The 20,574-nt window shown below is 40.1% G+C and carries 16 protein-coding genes, 4 tRNA genes and 3 pseudogenes; all 23 read left to right on the top strand.

Annotated elements, in window-relative coordinates; all coding sequences use genetic code 11:
* Window positions 1-8: 8 nt before the first annotated feature.
* The 23 genes and pseudogenes from alaS (at window position 9) to GNP35_RS11805 (ending at window position 20,572) form a co-directional block, all read left to right on the top strand.
* Window positions 9-2,631: pseudogene (gene alaS, locus GNP35_RS11915) on the top strand (alanine--tRNA ligase).
* A gap of 40 nt (window positions 2,632-2,671) precedes the next feature.
* Window positions 2,672-3,923, top strand: a pseudogene (locus GNP35_RS11910) (aspartate kinase).
* A gap of 118 nt (window positions 3,924-4,041) precedes the next feature.
* Entirely contained in the window at window positions 4,042-4,233 is a 192-nt protein-coding gene (gene csrA / locus GNP35_RS11905; RefSeq protein ID WP_155696319.1) for a carbon storage regulator CsrA, read from the top strand.
* 189 nt (window positions 4,234-4,422) lie between these two features.
* Window positions 4,423-4,515 (top strand) — tRNA-Ser (locus GNP35_RS11900).
* 23 nt (window positions 4,516-4,538) lie between these two features.
* A tRNA-Arg gene (locus GNP35_RS11895) sits at window positions 4,539-4,615 on the top strand.
* 22 nt (window positions 4,616-4,637) lie between these two features.
* Window positions 4,638-4,714: transfer RNA gene (locus GNP35_RS11890), tRNA-Arg, on the top strand.
* A gap of 86 nt (window positions 4,715-4,800) precedes the next feature.
* Window positions 4,801-4,877 (top strand) — tRNA-Arg (locus tag GNP35_RS11885).
* A 401-nt stretch (window positions 4,878-5,278) separates the two neighbouring features.
* Window positions 5,279-5,512: an OadG family protein gene (locus tag GNP35_RS11880; protein ID WP_155696317.1), complete on the top strand. Its 234-nt coding sequence runs from the start codon at window positions 5,279-5,281 to the stop codon at window positions 5,510-5,512.
* A gap of 11 nt (window positions 5,513-5,523) precedes the next feature.
* The gene (oadA, locus tag GNP35_RS11875) at window positions 5,524-7,335 is read left to right on the top strand and encodes a sodium-extruding oxaloacetate decarboxylase subunit alpha (RefSeq protein WP_155696316.1); all 1,812 of its coding nucleotides are present in this window, start codon (window positions 5,524-5,526) and stop codon (window positions 7,333-7,335) included.
* A gap of 4 nt (window positions 7,336-7,339) precedes the next feature.
* Complete coding sequence (locus GNP35_RS11870) at window positions 7,340-8,470, top strand: sodium ion-translocating decarboxylase subunit beta (RefSeq protein ID WP_155696314.1); 1,131 nt, start codon at window positions 7,340-7,342, stop codon at window positions 8,468-8,470.
* A gap of 264 nt (window positions 8,471-8,734) precedes the next feature.
* Window positions 8,735-10,366, top strand: coding sequence for a CTP synthase (locus tag GNP35_RS11865; protein WP_155696312.1), 1,632 nt, complete (start codon window positions 8,735-8,737; stop codon window positions 10,364-10,366).
* Between the two features lie 59 nt (window positions 10,367-10,425).
* Window positions 10,426-11,716, top strand: a pseudogene (eno, locus tag GNP35_RS11860) (phosphopyruvate hydratase).
* A gap of 134 nt (window positions 11,717-11,850) precedes the next feature.
* On the top strand, window positions 11,851-12,501 hold the full coding sequence (locus tag GNP35_RS11855; RefSeq protein ID WP_155696311.1) for a hypothetical protein: 651 nt from the start codon (window positions 11,851-11,853) through the stop codon (window positions 12,499-12,501).
* 95 nt (window positions 12,502-12,596) lie between these two features.
* A complete protein-coding gene (locus GNP35_RS11850; RefSeq protein WP_155697132.1) occupies window positions 12,597-12,860 on the top strand; it encodes a septum formation initiator family protein in 264 nt (87 codons plus the stop codon).
* The gene (ispD, locus tag GNP35_RS11845; protein WP_196492509.1) at window positions 12,860-13,573 is read left to right on the top strand and encodes a 2-C-methyl-D-erythritol 4-phosphate cytidylyltransferase; all 714 of its coding nucleotides are present in this window, start codon (window positions 12,860-12,862) and stop codon (window positions 13,571-13,573) included. The genes GNP35_RS11850 and ispD overlap by 1 nt, the downstream gene beginning before the upstream one ends.
* 38 nt (window positions 13,574-13,611) lie before the next feature.
* Window positions 13,612-14,124 (top strand): 2-C-methyl-D-erythritol 2,4-cyclodiphosphate synthase, encoded by a 513-nt coding sequence (gene ispF / locus GNP35_RS11840; RefSeq protein WP_155696310.1) that lies wholly within the window; start codon window positions 13,612-13,614, stop codon window positions 14,122-14,124.
* A complete protein-coding gene (gene truD / locus GNP35_RS11835) occupies window positions 14,121-15,182 on the top strand; it encodes a tRNA pseudouridine(13) synthase TruD (RefSeq protein WP_155696309.1) in 1,062 nt (353 codons plus the stop codon). Before ispF ends, truD begins: the two co-directional genes overlap by 4 nt.
* Window positions 15,166-15,915, top strand: coding sequence for a 5'/3'-nucleotidase SurE (gene surE, locus GNP35_RS11830; protein ID WP_155696308.1), 750 nt, complete (start codon window positions 15,166-15,168; stop codon window positions 15,913-15,915). Before truD ends, surE begins: the two co-directional genes overlap by 17 nt.
* 4 nt (window positions 15,916-15,919) lie before the next feature.
* Window positions 15,920-16,555, top strand: a complete 636-nt coding sequence (locus tag GNP35_RS11825) for a protein-L-isoaspartate(D-aspartate) O-methyltransferase (RefSeq protein WP_155696307.1) — start codon at window positions 15,920-15,922, stop codon at window positions 16,553-16,555.
* Window positions 16,555-17,136, top strand: a complete 582-nt coding sequence (locus tag GNP35_RS11820) for a YqaA family protein (protein ID WP_155696306.1) — start codon at window positions 16,555-16,557, stop codon at window positions 17,134-17,136. The genes GNP35_RS11825 and GNP35_RS11820 overlap by 1 nt, the downstream gene beginning before the upstream one ends.
* 1 nt (window position 17,137) lies before the next feature.
* On the top strand, window positions 17,138-17,980 hold the full coding sequence (locus GNP35_RS11815; protein ID WP_155696304.1) for a peptidoglycan DD-metalloendopeptidase family protein: 843 nt from the start codon (window positions 17,138-17,140) through the stop codon (window positions 17,978-17,980).
* 62 nt (window positions 17,981-18,042) lie between these two features.
* The gene (gene rpoS, locus GNP35_RS11810; RefSeq protein ID WP_155696303.1) at window positions 18,043-19,023 is read left to right on the top strand and encodes an RNA polymerase sigma factor RpoS; all 981 of its coding nucleotides are present in this window, start codon (window positions 18,043-18,045) and stop codon (window positions 19,021-19,023) included.
* 325 nt (window positions 19,024-19,348) lie between these two features.
* On the top strand, window positions 19,349-20,572 hold the full coding sequence (locus GNP35_RS11805) for a hypothetical protein (RefSeq protein WP_155696302.1): 1,224 nt from the start codon (window positions 19,349-19,351) through the stop codon (window positions 20,570-20,572).
* Window positions 20,573-20,574: the final 2 nt, after the last annotated feature.

Genomic DNA, 20,574 nt, shown 5'->3' with positions numbered 1-20,574 from the left:
TAGCACATATGTACAATACAACGGCCAGTTTAAGAACCGCCTTTTTAGAGTTTTTTGCAAGCAAGCAACATCAAATTGTTGCCTCAAGTTCTTTAGTTCCAGGTAATGATCCAACATTACTATTTACTAATGCCGGTATGGTGCCGTTCAAAGATGTATTTTTAGGTGCTGAACAACGTCCTTATACTCGTGCAACTAGTGCACAACGTTGTGTTCGTGCAGGCGGAAAGCATAACGATTTAGAGAACGTTGGTTACACAGCGCGTCACCATACGTTTTTTGAAATGTTAGGTAACTTCAGCTTTGGTGATTATTTTAAGCAAGATGCAATTCAATATGCATGGGAATTCTTAACTAACGTTTTAGGGTTACCAAAAGAGAAGTTGCTTGTTACCGTTTATGAAACTGATGACGAAGCATTTGATATTTGGAATAAAGTTATTGGTGTTCCTGCGGAAAAAATCATTCGTATAGGTGACAAGTCTTCAGACAAAAAGTTTGAATCTGATAATTTCTGGTCAATGGGCGATACCGGACCTTGTGGTCCATGTTCTGAGATCTTTTATGATCATGGTGAGCACATTTGGGGTGGTCCTCCTGGATCTCCAGAAGAAGACGGCGATCGTTTCATTGAAATCTGGAATATTGTTTTCATGCAATTTAATCGTTCGGCTAATGGCAACATGGATAAACTGCCAAAACCGTCGGTTGATACAGGTATGGGTATTGAGCGTATTGCTGCAATCTTGCAAGGTGTGCACTCAAACTATGAAATTGATATTTTCCAAACATTGATCAAAGCAACCGCTGACTTGCTGAACGTTACGGATTTAGAAAACAAATCACTACGAGTGATAGCTGACCATATTCGTTCGTGTTCATTTATGATTGTTGACGGTGTAATGCCGTCAAATGAAGGTCGCGGATATGTGCTAAGAAGGATTATCCGTAGAGCCGTTAGACATGGTCACCAATTAGGTGGCAAAGGTTTATTCTTTAATAAATTAGTAGCAACGCTGGTTTCACTAATGGGCGAGGCTTATCCAGAGCTGGCACAGAAACAAGCAGTAGTTGAGAAAATGTTAAAAATTGAAGAAGAGCAATTTGCTAAAACTCTAGAACGAGGATTGGCTATGCTTGAGTCTCAATTGGCTGATTTATCAAGTACTGAAATTCCAGGCTCTGTAGTATTTAGTTTGTACGATACATATGGCTTCCCAGCAGATTTAACCGCTGATATAGCTCGCGAGAAAAATTTAACAATTGATGAAGCTGGCTTTGAGGCTCATATGCTGGAACAGCGCAAAAAATCACAAGCGGCCTCTTCATTTAAAGCTGACTATAACGATCAGTTAACAACAACGCATCAATCTGAATTCACGGGTTATTTAAATGATGCCTCAACTGCAGCAGTGCTTCAGTTATTTAGTAATGGTGAATCTGTTGCTGAGTTAACCGATGGCGAGCAAGGTATCGTGATTTTAGACTCTACACCATTTTACGCTGAGTCGGGCGGTCAGTCTGGTGATAAAGGTGAAATCGAAGTAGCTGGAGGCACATTTGTTGTCGCAGATACTCAAAGTTAGGCAATGCTGTAGCTCACTATGGTACAGCCAATGGCGTGATTAAAGTTTCTGATAAAGTAAGTGCCAAAATAGATACGGCTCGCCGCGATGCAATTCGTAAAAATCACTCGGCAACACACTTAATTCACGCAGCACTTAGAAATATTATTGGTGAACACGTTGGTCAGAAAGGCTCACTAGTTGAAGCTGATAAATTTAGATTTGATTTCTCTCATTACGAAGGTGTAACAGCGGAGCAAATTAAACAAGTTGAATTACAAGTAAACGAGCAGATCCAAAAAAACCACATTTTAGCAACGGATGTTATGAACATTGACGATGCTAAGAAAAAAGGTGCAATGGCGTTATTTGGTGAAAAATACGATGACGAAGTTCGCGTCGTTACGATGGGTGACTATTCAATTGAATTATGTGGTGGTACACACGTAGGCCGCACGGGTGACATTGGTTTGTTTAAAATTATCAGCGAGGCTGGTATTGCTGCTGGTGTACGTCGTATTGAAGCGGTAACAGGCTTAGCTGCGGTAGAATACATGCATGGCTTGGAGACAACGATATCTCAGGCGTCGGCTTTGTTAAAGTCAGAACCATCAGCGTTAGTTGAGAAAGTTGAGCAGTCTGTTTTAAAAACTAAAGCATTGGAAAAGAATTTCGCCAGTTACAAGACAAAGTAGCCAGCGCACAGGGCAGTAATTTATCTGAACAAGTTAAATCAGTAAACGGCGTTAATGTTCTGATAGTTAACCTTGGTGAAGCTGATCCTAAGTCTCTTCGAGGACTTGTGGATGACTTGAAAAACAAGATTGGCTCAGTTGCTATGTTACTAGCGGCTTCAGCAAACGGAAAAGTAAGTCTTATTGCTGGTGTAACTAAAGACTTAGTTGGAAAGGTAAAGGCGGGTGAGCTAGTAAATGTTGCCGCAGCTGAAGTTGGTGGTAAAGGTGGTGGTCGTCCTGATATGGCACAAGCAGGTGGTAGTCAGCCAGAAAACATTGAGGCAGCTATTAAAGCCGCTGATGAGTTCTTGGCCGGTAAACTAAGCTAAACCAATTTAACTTAAATCAATTTAAACTAGGGAATGTGCATTGGCACTACTAGTCCACAAATATGGCGGCACATCGGTAGGTTCAATAGAGCGTATCAATGCTGTCGCCGATAGAATCATTCAAACAGTACAGCAAGGCCACCAATTAGTTGTTGTGGTCTCTGCAATGAGTGGCGAGACAAATCGTCTTATCAACTTAGCGACTCAATTGGATAACCGCCCCTCGAGTCGTGAGCTTGACGTTTTAATGACGACGGGTGAACAAGTTACCGCTTCACTACTTTCTATTGCGCTGGTTTCCCGTGGTTACTCGGCCATTTCACTAATTGCTGATCAAGTTGGTATCAAAACTTCTTCTCACTTTGGTAAAGCTCGTATTCAGTCGGTTAATTCTGACATTCTTAAAGAACATATAGAGCATGGACGTATTGTAATTGCGGCAGGTTTTCAGGGGCGAGACGAAGAGAATAATATAACAACTTTAGGGCGTGGAGGTACAGATACGTCTGCGGTGGCTATTGCTGCAGCCATTGGAGCGGAAGAGTGTCTTATATTTACAGACGTTGAAGGGGTTTATACAACTGATCCGCGAATTGAGCCAAAAGCGAAGAAGCTAGATTCTATTTCTTTTGAAGAAATGATCGAGTTTCGCCAGTCTTGGGGCAAAAGTGCTCCAGAAGCGCTCGGTGGAGTTAGCGGGTAAATACCAAGTAAAACTGCGAGTTCTTTCTAGTTTTTTGCCATTAAGTGCAGATTTATTAGAGCAGGGTACATTAATTACTTATGAGGGCAGGAAGTTGGAAGACTTTGTTATATCTGGTATTTCAGTTTCAAAAGATGAAGCCATGATCTCTTTTTACGATGTTAGCGTAAATAATTTTAACAGTGCAGAAATTCTTACTGAACTGTCGGAACAAAACATAGAGATAGATATTGTTAGCCAAAGTGCAGTTAATGCCGCTAGAGGTGGTGTAATGGACTTTACTTTTACACTAGGTCAAAGTGACTATGTACCTGCATTAGTAATATTAAGGCAATATATTGAAAGAAATAAAAATATTTCAATAGAAAGTATGCAAGGTGATGAATCTGTTGCTAAGATTTCTTTAGTTGGAATTGGAATGAAGAGTCACGCAGGAGTTGTTAGTAAAGTTTTTACCGTACTAGCAGCTGAACACATTCCTGTATTGTTAGTTTCAACATCTGAAATTAAGATTTCAGTACTGATTGATCAAAGGTATACGGAACTTAGTGTAAGGGCGCTTCATAACGCCTTTGAATTACACATGTAAAATCAATTCAATTGTAAGATGCTTTAACTGTAGGTAGAATAGCAACAGTCAGCCCAGTGCTGGTATGGAGCTTTCGCTTTATGAAAGAAACCTAAGTAAGCATATTAAGGAGCTTAGAATGCTTATACTAACTCGTCGTGTTGGTGAAACGTTAATGATCGGTGATGAAGTTACCGTGACTGTCTTAGGAGTGAAAGGCAACCAAGTAAGAATTGGTGTTAATGCCCCTAAAGAGGTAGCGGTTCATCGTGAAGAAATTTATATGCGAATTCAGGCAGAAAAAGGCGGAGCGCCTTCTGAAGCAGAATAGCAGACAACCGGCTTAGGCCGGTTTTTTTATGTGTATAAAAGGTCTAGTGTTTAGATTTTAACGGTGAAGATAAAAGCATTTATTATCGCTTTGAATTAAATTGGTTAAAATGAAGGCAAACAAACATAGATTTACAAATTTTTGTTTGACTTATATTCTTAGATCATTACTATACACCCCGCATTGATTGGAGAGGTGGCCGAGTGGCTGAAGGCGCTCCCCTGCTAAGGGAGTATAGGGTTTGTAGCCCTATCGGGGGTTCGAATCCCCCCTTCTCCGCCATTCTTTGTGTTTTTATGTATTGCGCGCTCGTAGCTCAGCTGGATAGAGTACCTGGCTACGAACCAGGCGGTCGGAGGTTCGAATCCTCCCGAGCGCGCCATTCATAAAGTTTTAAATATTGCGCGCTCGTAGCTCAGCTGGATAGAGTACCTGGCTACGAACCAGGCGGTCGGAGGTTCGAATCCTCCCGAGCGCGCCATTTAAATCCCCCAAGTTATTCAAAAAATAAACCCTGCATAAACGGAATTTTCACACTAGGTTTAGTAAGTTTTAAAAGACTATTGCGCGCTCGTAGCTCAGCTGGATAGAGTACCTGGCTACGAACCAGGCGGTCGGAGGTTCGAATCCTCCCGAGCGCGCCATTCTTTTAAACACACCATCTAAAAATTCAAAAAAATATCGTCATAAAAATAAGATCCGTCTCGGGTCGGATCAGAGCCCTCGTTAGGTTCGATATTTTGTATCGAACAAAATTAAATGCCTTTATTCGGTATCAACTTTTATGCTTTATTTCCTTTTTTAGCCTAAGCTTACTTTTTAAACAAAACATCTTTCAAAGCACCTATTCTATTCACTTTTAGTTTGAATTTTGTAAATTTCATTTACAGAACTTTAGTAGTATTTTTCGCTAAAAACTTTTGTTTTTAAGTGCTTTTATGGTAATTAAGAGTTAAAGCTCTAAAAGCAGGTGAACTGTCAGTTGTATTATTATTCAATCTGCGTAGTTTAAAATTCATCTTGCAATGTGAATTAAGGAAAAGTGATGTCAGTATCAGAGTTATTGTATGAGGCGGCAATCCTCATGGTTGTAGGAATGGTCGTCGTATTTATATTTCTTACTTTATTAATTTTTGCGACAAAACTATTGTCCAAATTTGCTGGGCAAGAGGAAGCGCCAGTAAATAATCCTGTTCAACCTTCAAACCTCAATGCACCCGCACCTGTCATTGCCGCAATTAGTGCAGCAATTCATCAATATAAACAAAATAATAAGTAAAGGACTAAGACATGAAAAAGCCCTTGTTACTAACAGAATTAGTACTTCGTGACGCACACCAATCATTATTGGCAACTCGTTTGCGTCTAGAAGACATGTTACCCATCGCTGAGAAGCTGGATAAAGTAGGTTATTGGTCAATGGAGTCGTGGGGAGGAGCAACCTTTGACTCATGTATTCGATATTTAGGTGAAGATCCTTGGCACCGTATTCGCGAATTAAAGAAAGCAATGCCAAACACTAAGCAGCAAATGCTACTTAGAGGTCAAAACCTACTGGGCTATCGTCATTATGCTGATGACGTAGTTCAAAAGTTTGTAGAGCGAGCGCATCACAATGGTGTTGATGTTTTTAGAATATTTGACGCAATGAATGATATTCGTAACCTAGAAACCGCGATAAAGTCCGCTGTTGATGTTGGTGCTCACGCACAGGGCACAATTTCTTACACTGTATCGCCAGTTCATAACCTAACCACCTGGTTGGATATGGCAAAGCGTTTAGAAGATATGGGAAGTCACTCTATTTGTATAAAAGATATGGCTGGATTGTTAAGACCATATGAATGCGAAGAGTTGATTACAGAGTTGAAATCAACGGTTGATTTACCAATCGCAATGCAATGTCACGCTACCACTGGCCTATCAACGGCGACTTACCAAAAAGCCATTGATGCTGGCATTGATATGCTGGATACCGCCGTGTCTTCAATGAGTATGACCTATGGACATACAGCAACAGAAACCACAGTAGCAATAGTAGAAGGCACTGACCGAGATACAGGTTTAGATCTTGAGTTACTTGCGGAAATTGCTGCCTACTTTAGAGATGTTCGTAAAAAGTATGCAAAATTTGAGGGTAGCCTAAAAGGCGTAGACTCTCGTATTTTATTGGCTCAGGTGCCAGGTGGCATGTTAACTAACATGGAAAACCAGTTAAGAGAGCAAGGTGCAGAAGATAAGCTAGATGACGTTCTAAAAGAAATCCCTCTAGTTCGTGAAGACTTAGGCTTTATTCCTTTAGTGACACCAACCTCCCAAATAGTAGGCACTCAAGCCGTTCTTAACGTGTTAACTGGCGAACGTTATAAATCAATTACAAAAGAAACGGCAGGCGTTTTAAAAGGCGAATATGGTGCAACTGCTGCTCCTGTGAACAAAGAGTTGCAGCTTAAAGTACTTGATGGTGCTGAAGCGATAACTTGTAGACCTGCAGACGTGCTAGACGATGAATTAGAAAAACTGACATCTGAGTTGTCTGAAAAAGCCAAGGAAAAAAATATAGAGTTAGCAACAGATGTTGTTGATGATGTATTGACCTACGCACTGTTCCCTCAAATCGGTCTTAAGTATTTAGAAAACAGGAATAACCCAGATGCATTTGAACCTGCACCAACGGGTTTAGAGCTTCAACAAGAGGCTTCAAAATCGGCAGCATCAGATAGCACAAGCAATAATAATGTTGCAGAAGGTTACTCTGTATCTGTAGATGGTAAGGTTTATGACGTTGTAGTAGGGCCAACGGGTTCTGTTTCTAGCGTGCAACCATCTGCTTCTGCGGCACCTCAAGCAGCACCACAAAACGCCCCTTCTGCTGTAAGCTCTTCGAATGCTACTCCTCTTGAGGCACCGCTTGCGGGCAATATTTTTAAAGTATTAGTTAAGCCTGGACAAGCAATTCAAGAAGGTGATGTGGTCATTATTTTAGAAGCCATGAAGATGGAAACGGAAGTAAGAGCACAGCAGGCAGGACAAGTAGTATCGGTTGATTGCAAAGAAGGCGATGCAGTATCTACCGGTGATGTGTTACTGAGCATAGGGTAAATTTATGGAAGGCTTACAAACACTCTGGGCATCAACGGCATTAGCTAATTTTGAGATTGGTCAAATAGTAATGATGTTAGTGGGTGGACTACTGTTATTTTTAGCGATTAAAAAAGGTTTTGAACCTTTACTGCTTTTACCAATTGGTTTTGGTGCCGTATTAGCAAATATTCCCCTGGCCGGTTTTACTGAGCCAGGCGGGGTGCTTTATTACATCTATTACGTTGGAATAGAAACGGGCGTGTTTCCTTTGCTTATTTTTATGGGCGTAGGAGCAATGACCGACTTTGGCGCGTTAATCGCAAATCCAAGAATGTTGTTCTTAGGGGCCGCGGCTCAGTTTGGGATTTTTGCCACTCTATTTGGTGCAATTGCGTTAAATTTAGTACCAGGCTTCGACTTCTCTTTAAAAGACGCCTCTGCTATTGCCATTATTGGTGGTGCCGATGGACCAACCGCTATATTTTTAGCATCTAAGTTAGCACCAGATTTACTCGGAGCGATTGCTGTTGCAGCTTATTCTTACATGGCACTGGTGCCTATTATTCAGCCTCCAATTATGAAGGCATTAACAACACCAGAAGAACGTAAGATAAAAATGGAACAACTTCGTCAAGTAAGCAAAAAAGAGAAAATCTTATTTCCTTTAGCGGTTCTGTTTCTAACGATTCTATTTTTACCAGCAGCAACCCCGTTGGTGGGCATGTTTTGTTTAGGTAATTTGATGAAAGAGTCGGGTGTTGTTGACCGTTTGAGTAATACCGCACAGAACGAACTTATTAATATTGTTACTATCTTCTTAGGTTTGGCGGTTGGCTCAAAGTTAAGTGCAGATCAGTTCCTTACAATTGAAACCCTAGGAATTCTAGGTTTAGGCGCGGTTGCTTTCAGTATTGGTACTGGCACAGGTGTCCTGATGGCAAAGTTAATGTCTAAGTTTAGCGATAAGCCAATTAACCCTTTACTTGGGGCTGCGGGTGTTTCCGCGGTGCCAATGGCCGCACGTGTTGTAAATAAAGTCGGTTTGGAAGCAAACCCACATAATTTCTTATTAATGCACGCAATGGGGCCTAACGTAGCAGGGGTGTTAGGATCAGCAGTTGCAGCAGGTATTTTATTGGCTCTGGTAGGCTAAATGTTTACCGGCACATAACCCTGTAAAAATATAAAAACAGAAGCCCATTAAATTAAATATTTAGTGGGCTTTTTTTATTATGAAGAAATCGCACATCTTCATTGTTGGAATACTGTTCGTTTGTTATACTTTTATCCCGTCCTATGTACATCCAAATTATTTCTTAATACTCAATTCGCTGTGGTTTTCTATGAGCGAAGTTTTTTGTATTGGCGTTGGCAATGTATGTAACCAAAAATAGCAATCTAACTTGTAAAGGTTTGTATGACGACTCGATATATTTTTGTCACTGGTGGTGTAGTTTCTTCACTAGGTAAAGGCATAGCGGCGGCTTCTTTAGCGGCAATTCTTGAGGCACGTGGATTAAACGTGACCATTCTTAAATTAGACCCATATATTAATGTTGACCCAGGCACCATGAGCCCGATTCAGCATGGTGAAGTTTTTGTGACCGAGGACGGTGCAGAAACAGATCTAGACCTTGGTCACTATGAGCGTTTTATTCGAACCAAAATGACTAAGAAAAACAACTTCACTCAAGGGCGTGTATATCAAGACGTTCTAGCGAGAGAGCGAAGAGGTGACTACTTAGGCGCGACCATTCAGGTTATTCCACATATTACCAATGACATCAAACGCAGAGTAGTTGAAGGCGCAGAAGGTCATGATGTTGCTATTGTAGAAGTTGGCGGCACCGTAGGTGATATTGAATCACAACCGTTTTTAGAAGCGTTACGTCAATTAGGCACTGAGTTAGGACGTGAAAATGCAATGTATATGCATTTAACGTTAGTTCCATACTTAGGTGCTGCTGGTGAAATCAAAACAAAACCAACGCAACACTCTGTAAAAGAATTACGTTCGATTGGTATCCAGCCTGATATTTTAGTTTGTCGTTCAGACCGCTCTATACCAGCTAATGAACGTGCAAAAATTGCATTGTTTACCAACGTTGAAGAAAAAGCGGTTATTGGCTTAAAAGACGTTAGTTCAATTTACCAAATTCCAGCATTGTTGAAGTCTCAAGGCTTAGATGATCTTATTTGTCGTCGATTCCATATTGACCCGCCAGAAGCGGACTTAGTTGAATGGGAACAAGTTTTATATGAAGAGTCTAACCCAATTGGCGAAGTGACTATTGGTATGGTTGGCAAATATGTAGAGCTACCAGACGCTTATAAGTCTGTGAACGAAGCATTAAAACACGCTGGACTTAAAAACAGACTAACAATCAATATTCAATATGTTGATGCACAAGATCTAGAAATCAAAGGGACTGAAATATTAGCGGATTTAGACGCAATTTTAGTTCCAGGTGGATTTGGTGAACGTGGCACTGATGGCAAAATTATAGCGGCTCAATATGCGCGTGAGAACAAAGTGCCGTACTTAGGTATTTGTTTAGGTATGCAAGTTGCGTTAATTGAATTTGCTCGAAACGTGGCTGGACTTGAAGGTGCTCATTCTACTGAATTTGATTCAGATACACCGCACCCAGTTGTTGGTTTGATTACAGAGTGGCTAGATGAAGATGGCCAAGTAGAAATGCGTTCTGAAAAGTCAGACTTAGGCGGCACAATGAGACTAGGCGCTCAACAGTGTTTCTTAAAGCCAGATTCTAAAGTTAAAGAAGTTTATGGGGATGAGTGGATCACTGAACGTCATCGTCATAGATATGAAGTAAATAACAACTACATTGACCGACTAGAAAAAGCCGGACTTGTATTTGGTGGTTTATCTGCCGATAAAAAACTGGTAGAAATGATAGAAATACCAGGCCACCCTTGGTTTGTTGCTGGTCAATTCCATCCTGAATTTACCTCAACGCCTCGTGATGGGCATCCATTATTTACTGGCTTTGTTGGTGCAGCAGGCCAATATCATAAGAATAAATAAAATGAGTGTAAACGCAGCGTAATGGCTGCGTTTTTATATTTAAAAATAAGGAATTGAGAATGTCTCAAATTGTAAAAATTATTGGTCGTGAAATCATGGATTCACGAGGCAACCCGACAGTAGAAGCTGACGTTTACTTAGAGTCTGGTGCATTTGGTCGCGCAGTAGCACCATCTGGTGCATCAACCGGTTTCTCGTGAAGCACTTGAATTAAGAGATGGCGACAAAAGCCGTTACCTTGGTAAAGGTGTTTTAAAAGCCGTAGCCAATATCAATGATAAAATCGCACCTGAATTAATTGGTAAAGATGCACAACTTCAAGTGTTAATTGACCAAACAATGTTAGACCTAGATGGCACAGAAAATAAAACTGAACTTGGTGCTAATGCAATATTAGCCGTATCGTTAGCAAATGCTAAAGCGGCTGCCCTAGAGAATGGCATTGCTTTATTTGAGCACATTGCAAACTTAAATGGGACAAAAGGCGAGTTTTCAATGCCAGTGCCAATGATGAATATCATCAATGGTGGTGAGCATGCGGATAATAATGTAGATATCCAAGAGTTCATGATTCAGCCTGTATCAGCGCCAAACTTCAGAGAAGCGCTTCGCATGGGTGCTGAAATATTCCATAGCCTTAAAAAAGTATTAAGTGAAAAAGGCCTAAGCACGGCAGTTGGCGATGAAGGTGGTTTTGCTCCTAACTTAGCATCTAACGAAGAAGCGTTGTCGGTAATCGAAGTAGCAATAGACCGAGCTGGCTACAAACTGAACGAAGACGTTACGCTAGCGCTTGATTGTGCAGCATCAGAATTCTATAGCGACGGTGTTTATAACCTTAAAGGCGAAGGCAAAGAGTTTGACTCTGCTGGTTTTGTTGATTACTTAGCTGAGTTATCTGAACGTTACCCAATTGTTTCTATTGAAGACGGTTTAGACGAGTCTGACTGGGATGGTTGGAAACTATTAACAGAAAAGATTGGTGAAAAAGTTCAACTTGTTGGTGACGATCTTTTTGTTACTAATACTAAGATCTTGCGCCAAGGCATTGAAAAAGGTGTTGGTAATTCAATCTTAATTAAGTTTAACCAAATTGGTTCGCTAACTGAAACGCTTGAAGCCATTCGCATGGCAAAAGAAGCGGGTTATACGGTTGTTATTTCACACCGTAGTGGTGAAACAGAAGACTCAACGATTGCTGATTTAGCGGTTGGCACAGCTGCTGGTCAAATTAAGACGGGCTCTTTGTGCCGTTCAGATCGCGTATCTAAGTACAATCAACTACTTAGAATAGAAGAGCAACTTGGTGAAGTAGCTTACCGCGGCCGTCAAGAAATCAAAGGTCAATAATCATTCAATAAGCATTCACCTGCTAAATGGTTAAAAATTGTATAAATAAAGGAGTGCATTGTCGCTCCTTTTTTGTACACTTATATTTAGTAACATCCATATGGATTCATATTAAATAGAATTAAGTTAACTTGATGTCACAAAATGATTTACAGAACAGTCTTTGGCAACAGCGCAGTAACCTGCAGGTTAAGGCCGAGGTGTGTAATGTTTTATACGAACGTGAATTGGCAAGGTTAGCTTCAGATCAAAATTTAACGCATTCAAACTTAAGGAAAAGCCTTAAGTCGCTGGCTTTTTATATCTCTAAAGCAGCGGAAAGTATTATTAATTCAAGCTCTCCATTAGACCTCGATAGCAGTAATGCAAGTTGGCTTAGCCCGCCATCAAACAAGCCCTTTAGCTTAAAGGCTAATGCAGATAACACCGAATCCTTTTATACTAAAAACAGTCAAATGGCATTAATCATCCCCGTTGCAATAAACCTTTATGGTATCGAATATATTGCTTTAGATAGTATTGATGAAATAGATAGTGAAAATCAGAAAGTGCATTGTAATCAGCACGGGTGGTTCAATTTTAACGGAACACAACTCAGTCCAGAATCATCAAAACAAAAGTTGCTATTAAAACCTGGAAAACCAGTAATGGCAGCGGCATGTTGTGGGCATCAATGGAAAAATAATCAAAAGACAACATCACGTGCTCTCTCGCTACGTGAATTATTATTGGCAACTCGAATTAATTGGCACAACTTCTCTAAATTAATCGCTGCAAAGCGTTAAAATTAGAAAATCTTCTTTAACTATGCGATTGAGATTTGCATAATATCAACTTGCATTAACTAAAAGGAAATTACGTGAAACCGTTAAACATATTGATGGTCATTTGCTCAGTTTTATTAATTGTCCGATTAGTGGCCGGCCACAACGGCATGCAGTTTTATTCAGACAACAGAGCAGAAGTAAACAGTTTAAAACAAGACAACGACGAGCTAATGAAACGTAACGAGTTGTTGGCCGCAGACGTAAAAGATTTGAAAGTAGGCTTGGAAGGCATAGAAGAGCGTGCAAGAAATGAACTTGGTATGATCCGTCAAAATGAAACGTTTTTCAGGCTAGTACCTAATAATGATGAGAAATAATGAGTCTTATTGAATCACCGGATATAGAGCAAGTCGTATTAATTATCCCGGCGTCAGGAGTAGGTAAACGATTAGGTGCAGAAATACCTAAACAATATATAACCCTTCTCAACTTACCTCTTTTAGAGCACACCCTACGGAAATTTTTAGCGCTTCCTTTTATAGCCAAAATTGTTGTTTCCTTGGCTGAAAATGACGTTTGGTTTTCAACTTTACCCTCAGCTTCCCATGCAAAAATCCATATTGTTGCTGGTGGAAAAGAACGCGCCGACTCAGTACTTAATGGTGTTCGTGAAGCTAACAAAATGGGCTTTAGAAATGTAATGGTGCACGATGCTGCAAGGCCATGTGTACTGGTATCTGACATAAAGTCACTTTATGAAAATGGAATAAATAACAGTCGCTCTACCATTTTAGGCACTAGGGTTCGAGATACAATGAAACGAACAGTGGCAAATGAGCAAGGGGAACATGGCATTCAGGGCTGTGCCGCCATTGGTAAGACAGTGGATAGGAATGATCTTTGGCATGCCTTTACGCCCCAGTTTTGTAAAACTGAAGAGTTACTTACCGCGCTTGAACAGCAACTAGACCCTCAAGGGTTAGTTAATACTCAAGTAACCGATGAAGCCTCCGCTTTAGAGTTGGCAGGTTTTCCAGTCGATATTATTAATTCGAGTGCGCGAAACATAAAAGTCACCGAAACCCGATGACATAGAATTAGCGACATACTATTTAGAAAGTGAGAAACATGAATATTAGAATTGGCATGGGCTATGACGTACATAAGTTTGGCGGAGAAGGCCCGCTTTCATTAGCTGGCGTTAAAGTGCCATTTGATCAGGGCTTTATAGCTCATTCCGATGGTGATGTAGCCATACATGCATTATGTGATGCTATGTTAGGCGCGTTAGCAATGGGCGACATAGGCCAACACTTTCCAGACAATGCATCAGAGTTTGAGAATATAGATAGTCGTATACTGCTCCGTCATGTTAATGATTTAATAATTAAAAAAGGTTATGCCGTGTCTAACTGCGACCTAACTATCGTTGCCCAGGCGCCCAAAATGGCCCCTCATATTGTTTTAATGAGAGAGACGTTAGCAGCAGATTTAGGTGTTAATGTTGATCAGGTTTCAGTTAAGGCTACAACCACTGAAAAGCTAGGTTTTGAAGGTCGCAAAGAAGGTATTTCTGTTCAAGCAGTGGTGTTGCTACAAGGTAAGTTGCAGCAGGGCGAATCGCAACAGGTGAACAAATGAGCGAAGCTAACTTTTTTCAAGACTGGGACCTATCTCATTGGAATTACTTGCACGGCAAACCGGAAGGTGAAGCGGATTTTAAGCAAATACCTGAAGACTTTGTGGTTACCGAAAAGCTGCCTTTTGAGTTAACCGGTGACGGCGAAAATCTATATTTATTAATAGAAAAGCGCGAACTAAACACCCAGCAAGTTTGTCAGCATTTAGCTAAAGTATTGGGTAAAAGATTACGTGACGTTGGTTATGCGGGCTTAAAAGATAAGCAGTCAGTTAGCCGCCAGTGGTTCTCGGTGCAATCAAACGTAACACAAGAATTAGACTTGTCAGGCATTGAAACTGACAATATTAAAATTGTAGAAACAAAACGACATCAGAAAAAGCTGAAAGTAGGTGCTTTAGAAGGCAATGGTTTTTCTATTCGTCTTCGAAATGTATCGAACAAAGAAGAACTGTTGGCTCGATTAGAAGCTGTTGCTGAAAAGGGCGTTCCAAATTATTTTGGATTACAGCGCTTTGGGTTTAAAGGTAATAATTTAAACTGGGCAAACCGCTGGGCGGATGGTGAGTCAATTCGTGACAAAAAGATAAAAGGTTTTGCCTTGTCTGCGGCTCGTTCGTTTATTTTTAACGAAGTAGTCAGTGCTCGAGTGGAGCAGGAAAAGCTTTTTACACCTATAGCTGGAGACGTATTTGTTTTGGCTGGCAGTAACTCTTACTTCACCGGTGAGTTAGATGAGTCCATTGATAGACGATTGGCAGAGCGAGATATTTTACTGTCTGCGCCAATGGTAGGTAAAGGTGATGCCATTGCTGAGTCTGACGCTTTAGAGTTTGAAAACACAATTGTTGAGCAACACATGTCTTGGAATGCGTTATTAGCTGAGCAAGGTTTAGAACAGCAAAGACGAGTGATACACCTAATTCCAAATAATTTAATTTGCCAAGTGCAAGACAATGATGTGGTAGTAAAGTTTGACCTACCAAGTGGCGCATTTGCGACGTCGGTTTTAAGAGAGTGTATTAACTTTAGAGTACATGAACATGAAAATACTAATTAGTAATGATGACGGTGTTTTTGCACCAGGTATCGAAGCCTTATATGAGGCATTAAGTACAATTGCAGAAGTCACGGTAGTGGCGCCAGATAGAAATTTAAGCGGTGCTAGTAGTGCGTTAACACTTACAAACCCATTACGATTACATAAGCATAAAAATGGATTTTATAGCGTTAATGGTACTCCTACAGATTGTGTTCATTTAGCCATTAATCAGTTACTGCCAGAACCGCCTGATATGGTTGTTGCAGGTATCAATCACGGTGCAAATTTAGGTGACGACACGTTTTACTCTGGTACTGTCGCAGCCGCAGCTGAAGGGCGAAATCTAGGTTTGCCTGCGATAGCTATGTCTTTAGCTAGTCGTTCAGAAGATAATATGAAGTGCGCCGCTCAAGTGGCGAAAAAGGTAGTTGAACACTTAAAAGAGCATCCATTGAAGTCGGATCAGATACTTAATGTGAACGTACCTGATGTTACTTTTGAAAACATTAATGGCTTTTCAGTAACACGTCTTGGTAAGAGACATAAAGCCGAAATGATGACAAAGCAACAAGATCCATGGGGACGCGAGATATATTGGTATGGTACATTAGGTAAAGAGTTGGATGCCGGAGAAGGCACTGACTTTTTTGCGGTAAATAATAATGAAGTTTCAATTACACCACTAAAAATAGATATGACCGCATATTCAAGTTTAGAAACGGTGTCTTCTTGGGTCAAAAAAATAAAGTAGTGGCATGAATCAATATACTCGTAGCGGAGCTACGCTAGCAAATCAAGTTAAAGGGTTAGGAATAGAAAACCCTGTGGTACTCGATGCAATTTCATCGGTCCCTCGCCATCTATTTGTCGAGCAAGTCTTGGCACATAAGGCTTATGAAAATACGGCATTACCTATTGGGCAAGGCCAAACGATCTCGCAACCTTATATTGTTGGCAAGATGACCCAAATGCTAGTTGAGCATGGTGTTACTTCTAACGTGCTAGAAATTGGTACTGGCTCAGGCTATCAGGCGGCAATATTGGGTCGTGTGTTCAGTCAGGTATTCTCAGTTGAAAGAATTCGCCAACTTCAATTAATCGCCAAACGACGACTCCAGAAATTAGACATTTATAATGTTCAAATGAAACACGGTGACGGCTGGTTAGGTTGGGAATCAAAAGCTCCTTTTGATGCAATTATTGTTACCGCTGCACCAGAGTCTGTGCCTCAAGCTTTAAAATCACAATTAAAAGACGGCGGCATTCTAATACTTCCAGTTGGTACTGAAAACCAGCAACTAGTTACCATCGTTAGAAGCGGTGATGAGTTTATTGAAACCCAACATGAACCGGTTAAATTTGTACCATTAGTATCTGGAGATACCGCTTAATGAAAGTATTTACGCAGTTGTATGACGCGTGTATTCGCTGGGCTAAACATAAATATGCAACTTATTACTTAGCACTACTAACGTTTTCTGAGTCCGTATTTTTCCCTATACCGCCTGATGTAATGCTGGCTCCAATGGTCATTAGTCAGCGCGAAAAAGCTTGGTTCTTAGCATCAATTACCACTATCAGCTCCGTAGTCGGCGGTATCGTCGGATATATGCTAGGCGCTTACCTTTACGAACCTGTCGTACTCCCTTTTATTGAAATGATGAATTATCAAGATAAGTTCGCAACAATTGTTGGGTACTTTGATAAATTTGGTGTTTGGATTGTCTTTTTAGCTGGTTTTACGCCCATACCGTACAAGCTATTTACGGTTAGCGCCGGTATGTTATCAATGACATTTTGGCCATTTGTAGTAGCCTCTAGCATTGGGCGTGGTATGCGATTCTTTTTAGTAGCCGGAATTTTATATTTTGGTGGTGAAAAAATGGAGCATAAAATCAGGCAGTATGTTGATGTTCTTGGTTGGCTTGTTGTCGGTTTAATCGTTGCTTACGTGGCTTATAAACAGTTCTAAAATGAAAATACTCCTCTCTCTAATCTTATTATTATTAATTGCAGGCTGCGCGAACCGAAAGTATCCAGCACCAATTGTAAAAATAGATCAGGTGTCTTCGCCTTATTCCGAAGTGCACAAGAATATAATAACCGATGACTCATACCAGGTTCAAAAGGGTGAAACGTTATATTCTATTGCTTGGAAAGCTGGGATAGATTTTAGACTTTTGGCACAGATGAATAACATTTCTAAGCCCTACGAAATTTTTCCAGGCCAGAAATTGAACTTGTCACAAGGGGCTGTTTCGATAGCCAAGAATAAAACAATAAAACAACCTGTTACCGAAATAAAAACAACACAAAAAAATAATAAAAAAACTATTGCAAAAGAAAAACCAGAGGAGTACGGTAAAAACCAGACGAATCAAAAAGTACAAAAAAAAGTTCAAAAAGAACCAATTAAAAAAATAGAAAGTGATTCGTTTCCTAGCAAGGTTCGCAAATGGCGTTACCCTAGCGATGGAAAAATTATCGATACCTATTCCACCAAGGAAAATGGTAACAGAGGCATCGATTTCGGAGGAAGACCAGGCGATCCTATTATTGCAGCAGCAGACGGCAAGGTAGTTTACGCAGGTAGTGCGCTAAGAGGGTTTGGTAATTTAGTTATTATCAAGCACAACAACGATTATTTAAGTGCTTATGCTCACAATCGTTCTTTGTTAGTTAAAGAACAAGATTGGGTTAAGGCAGGACAAATTATTGCGGAAATGGGCAGCTCTGGAACCGATAAAGTCAAACTTCATTTTGAAATTCGATTTCGTGGCCGAACTGTAAATCCTCATAAATACCTGCCTAAATAGTCATAAGCTTATATTGTTAACCTAAAAAATATTGCAAAAGCAATGTATCTGGGAGTCGCACTATGGGCCAAGAACTGGTATCTGAAGTTGAAGAAACTGTAAAAACAAACGCAGAGTTTTCCGAGGGTCAGCTTAATGAAGTTGATGATGCGGAAGAAACTGTTGAAGAGGAAGTTGTTCTCAAAGCCGAGCAGCCCAAGAACCTCGACGCCACTCAAATCTACTTGAGTGAAATTGGATTCTCTCCACTACTTACCGCAGAAGAAGAAGTATTTTTTGCCCGTAAAGCATTAAAAGGCTGTGACGCATCTCGAAAGCGAATGATAGAAAGTAATCTTCGCCTGGTTGTAAAAATAGCTCGCCGTTATAATAATCGTGGTTTAGCATTATTAGACTTGATCGAAGAAGGCAACTTAGGCTTAATTCGTGCGGTTGAAAAATTTGATCCTGAAAGAGGGTTTAGATTCTCTACCTACGCAACATGGTGGATCAGGCAGACGATAGAACGCGCTATAATGAATCAAACACGCACGATACGGTTGCCTATTCATGTAGTTAAAGAATTAAATGTTTATTTAAGAACAGCGCGAGAGTTAGCTCAGCAATTGGATCATGAACCAACAGCAGAAGAGATTGCAGCTAAACTTGATCGTCCCGTTGAAGACGTGTCAAAAATGTTGCGCTTAAATGAACGTATAAGCTCAGTAGACACACCGATTGGTGGTGAATCAGACAAAGTTTTATTAGATGTTATTGCCGACGATCGCTTAAAAGGACCAGAGCTTAAAACAACAAATGACGATATAAACGATAATATTGTCCATTGGTTAGAACAACTTAATCCAAAGCAACGTGAGGTTTTAGCTCGTCGTTTTGGTTTGTTAGGCTATGAGCCTTCTACGCTAGAGAATGTAGGTAAAGAAATAGGGCTTACAAGAGAACGTGTGCGCCAAATACAAGTAGAAGCTTTACGTAGATTAAAAGATATGGCTTTGCATGAAGGGTTAAACATGGAGTCTCTGTTTCAAGTAGAAGAACACTAGTTTTTTACAAAATATCAAAAAAAGCCGGTGTTAATTACCGGCTTTTTTTGGCTAAAATATATAGTAATCTATCTTTTCCTGGCTTTGGATGGCCTGACTAAAATGTATTGAGTGTTCATCGATTGAATATAAATTTTTTTTAAAGATAGCGATTATCTTTACATTACTTAATGTCCCCCTTATATCGGCAAACCAGCCGGAAGCCCCTATTCAAAAAGAATTTAAGCAAGAGAAAACCATTCTTCTGCGTACACCTCCTCCTCATTCTCAAGGCTACTTTGTATCGGAAGTTCTGACCAAGCTTTATAAAAACCTCGGATACCAGGTGGAGTTTATCAATGTTCCAGGTATTCGAGAGTTAGAATTAGCGGAAAAATCGATGCTGTCAGGCGTTCTCGCTAGAGATAATATTATTGAACAAAAGTATAAAGAACTGACAAGAGTCGACTTTTCACTTTTTGAATATCAAATTATTTTAACCGGCGACCGTAGAGTGTGTGGATATTGCTTACCTGAGCATATTGATATTATTGCTTACCCTAATGGACTTGAAGTCTTTCCAGAGATTATAAATAAGTATTTTAAAGACCCTAAAGTGATGACGCTAACGGATACAAAAGATGTTGAAGAAGTTGTTTTAAAGCAACGATTGCCAGCTTTTTTAAATGCAAATATCGATTATTCTGAGCAACTTAATGTTAGCCCACACATTGTTAAACATATTTTAGAGGTTCGCTCTGATTACCATTATCTTTCTCCAAAATATGCCTTTTTAAAGCCGGCATTAGAGGAAGGTCTGAACGAAATGCAGTCGAGTGGAGAGTTAACTGCTTTAAAGAATAAGTTCGCGATAGAGTCATATGCCAAACCTACTCAATTACCTAATAACGTTAGTATAAAAGCAGTAAGCGGAAACTGGGAAGAATATACAGAAGTTGACGGTAGTGGTGTCTATTGGAGAATGGTAGACAGTGGGTTTGGTAAAAGTAGAAAGCTTGAAAAGGAAGCAACCTCTTGGCTCCGCGCTGTTCGGTTATTTGAAGAACAAAAAGCGGATGTTTTAGTAGGCACTTACAAAAATTCACTTCCTGGTTATTTACCTTCAAAGTACCACATTGATTATGAAACAGAAGTCTACGCCTTTACGCATGATGAGGAAACGCTAACTAGGTTTAAAAACAACGATAAAGACTTAACTGTATGTGCATCAGAAACATACGAACTAGTGGTTAGTAAATTGCCTTCGAAAACTTCAATTTATAATTCCGACTTCTTTATGTGTGAGCAGTTGTTTACAAATAAAAGAGTAGACGTTTTGATTGAATATCCTTATAACGTCCCATCCTATTTTGATACTTACAAATACACTCAGTTCCATGAGTCTTTGCCATTATTTTTGCTATTTCACAACAATGAAAAAGGCCGTGCTTTGAAGGACTGGTTTGATAAAGGTATAGAGAAGACCAGGAGAGAGAACCAATTGTCCCAGCACTTTTTATCTTTACAAGATTATAAAAATGCTAGGATTGAAGCCTCTAAGGTCAACTAAGT

This window comes from Psychrosphaera haliotis (assembly GCF_009728465.1).
Taxonomy (GTDB): domain Bacteria; phylum Pseudomonadota; class Gammaproteobacteria; order Enterobacterales; family Alteromonadaceae; genus Psychrosphaera; species Psychrosphaera haliotis.
The sequence above is the reverse complement of the archived record's forward strand: the minus strand, read 5'-3'. Positions and strand labels throughout refer to the sequence as shown.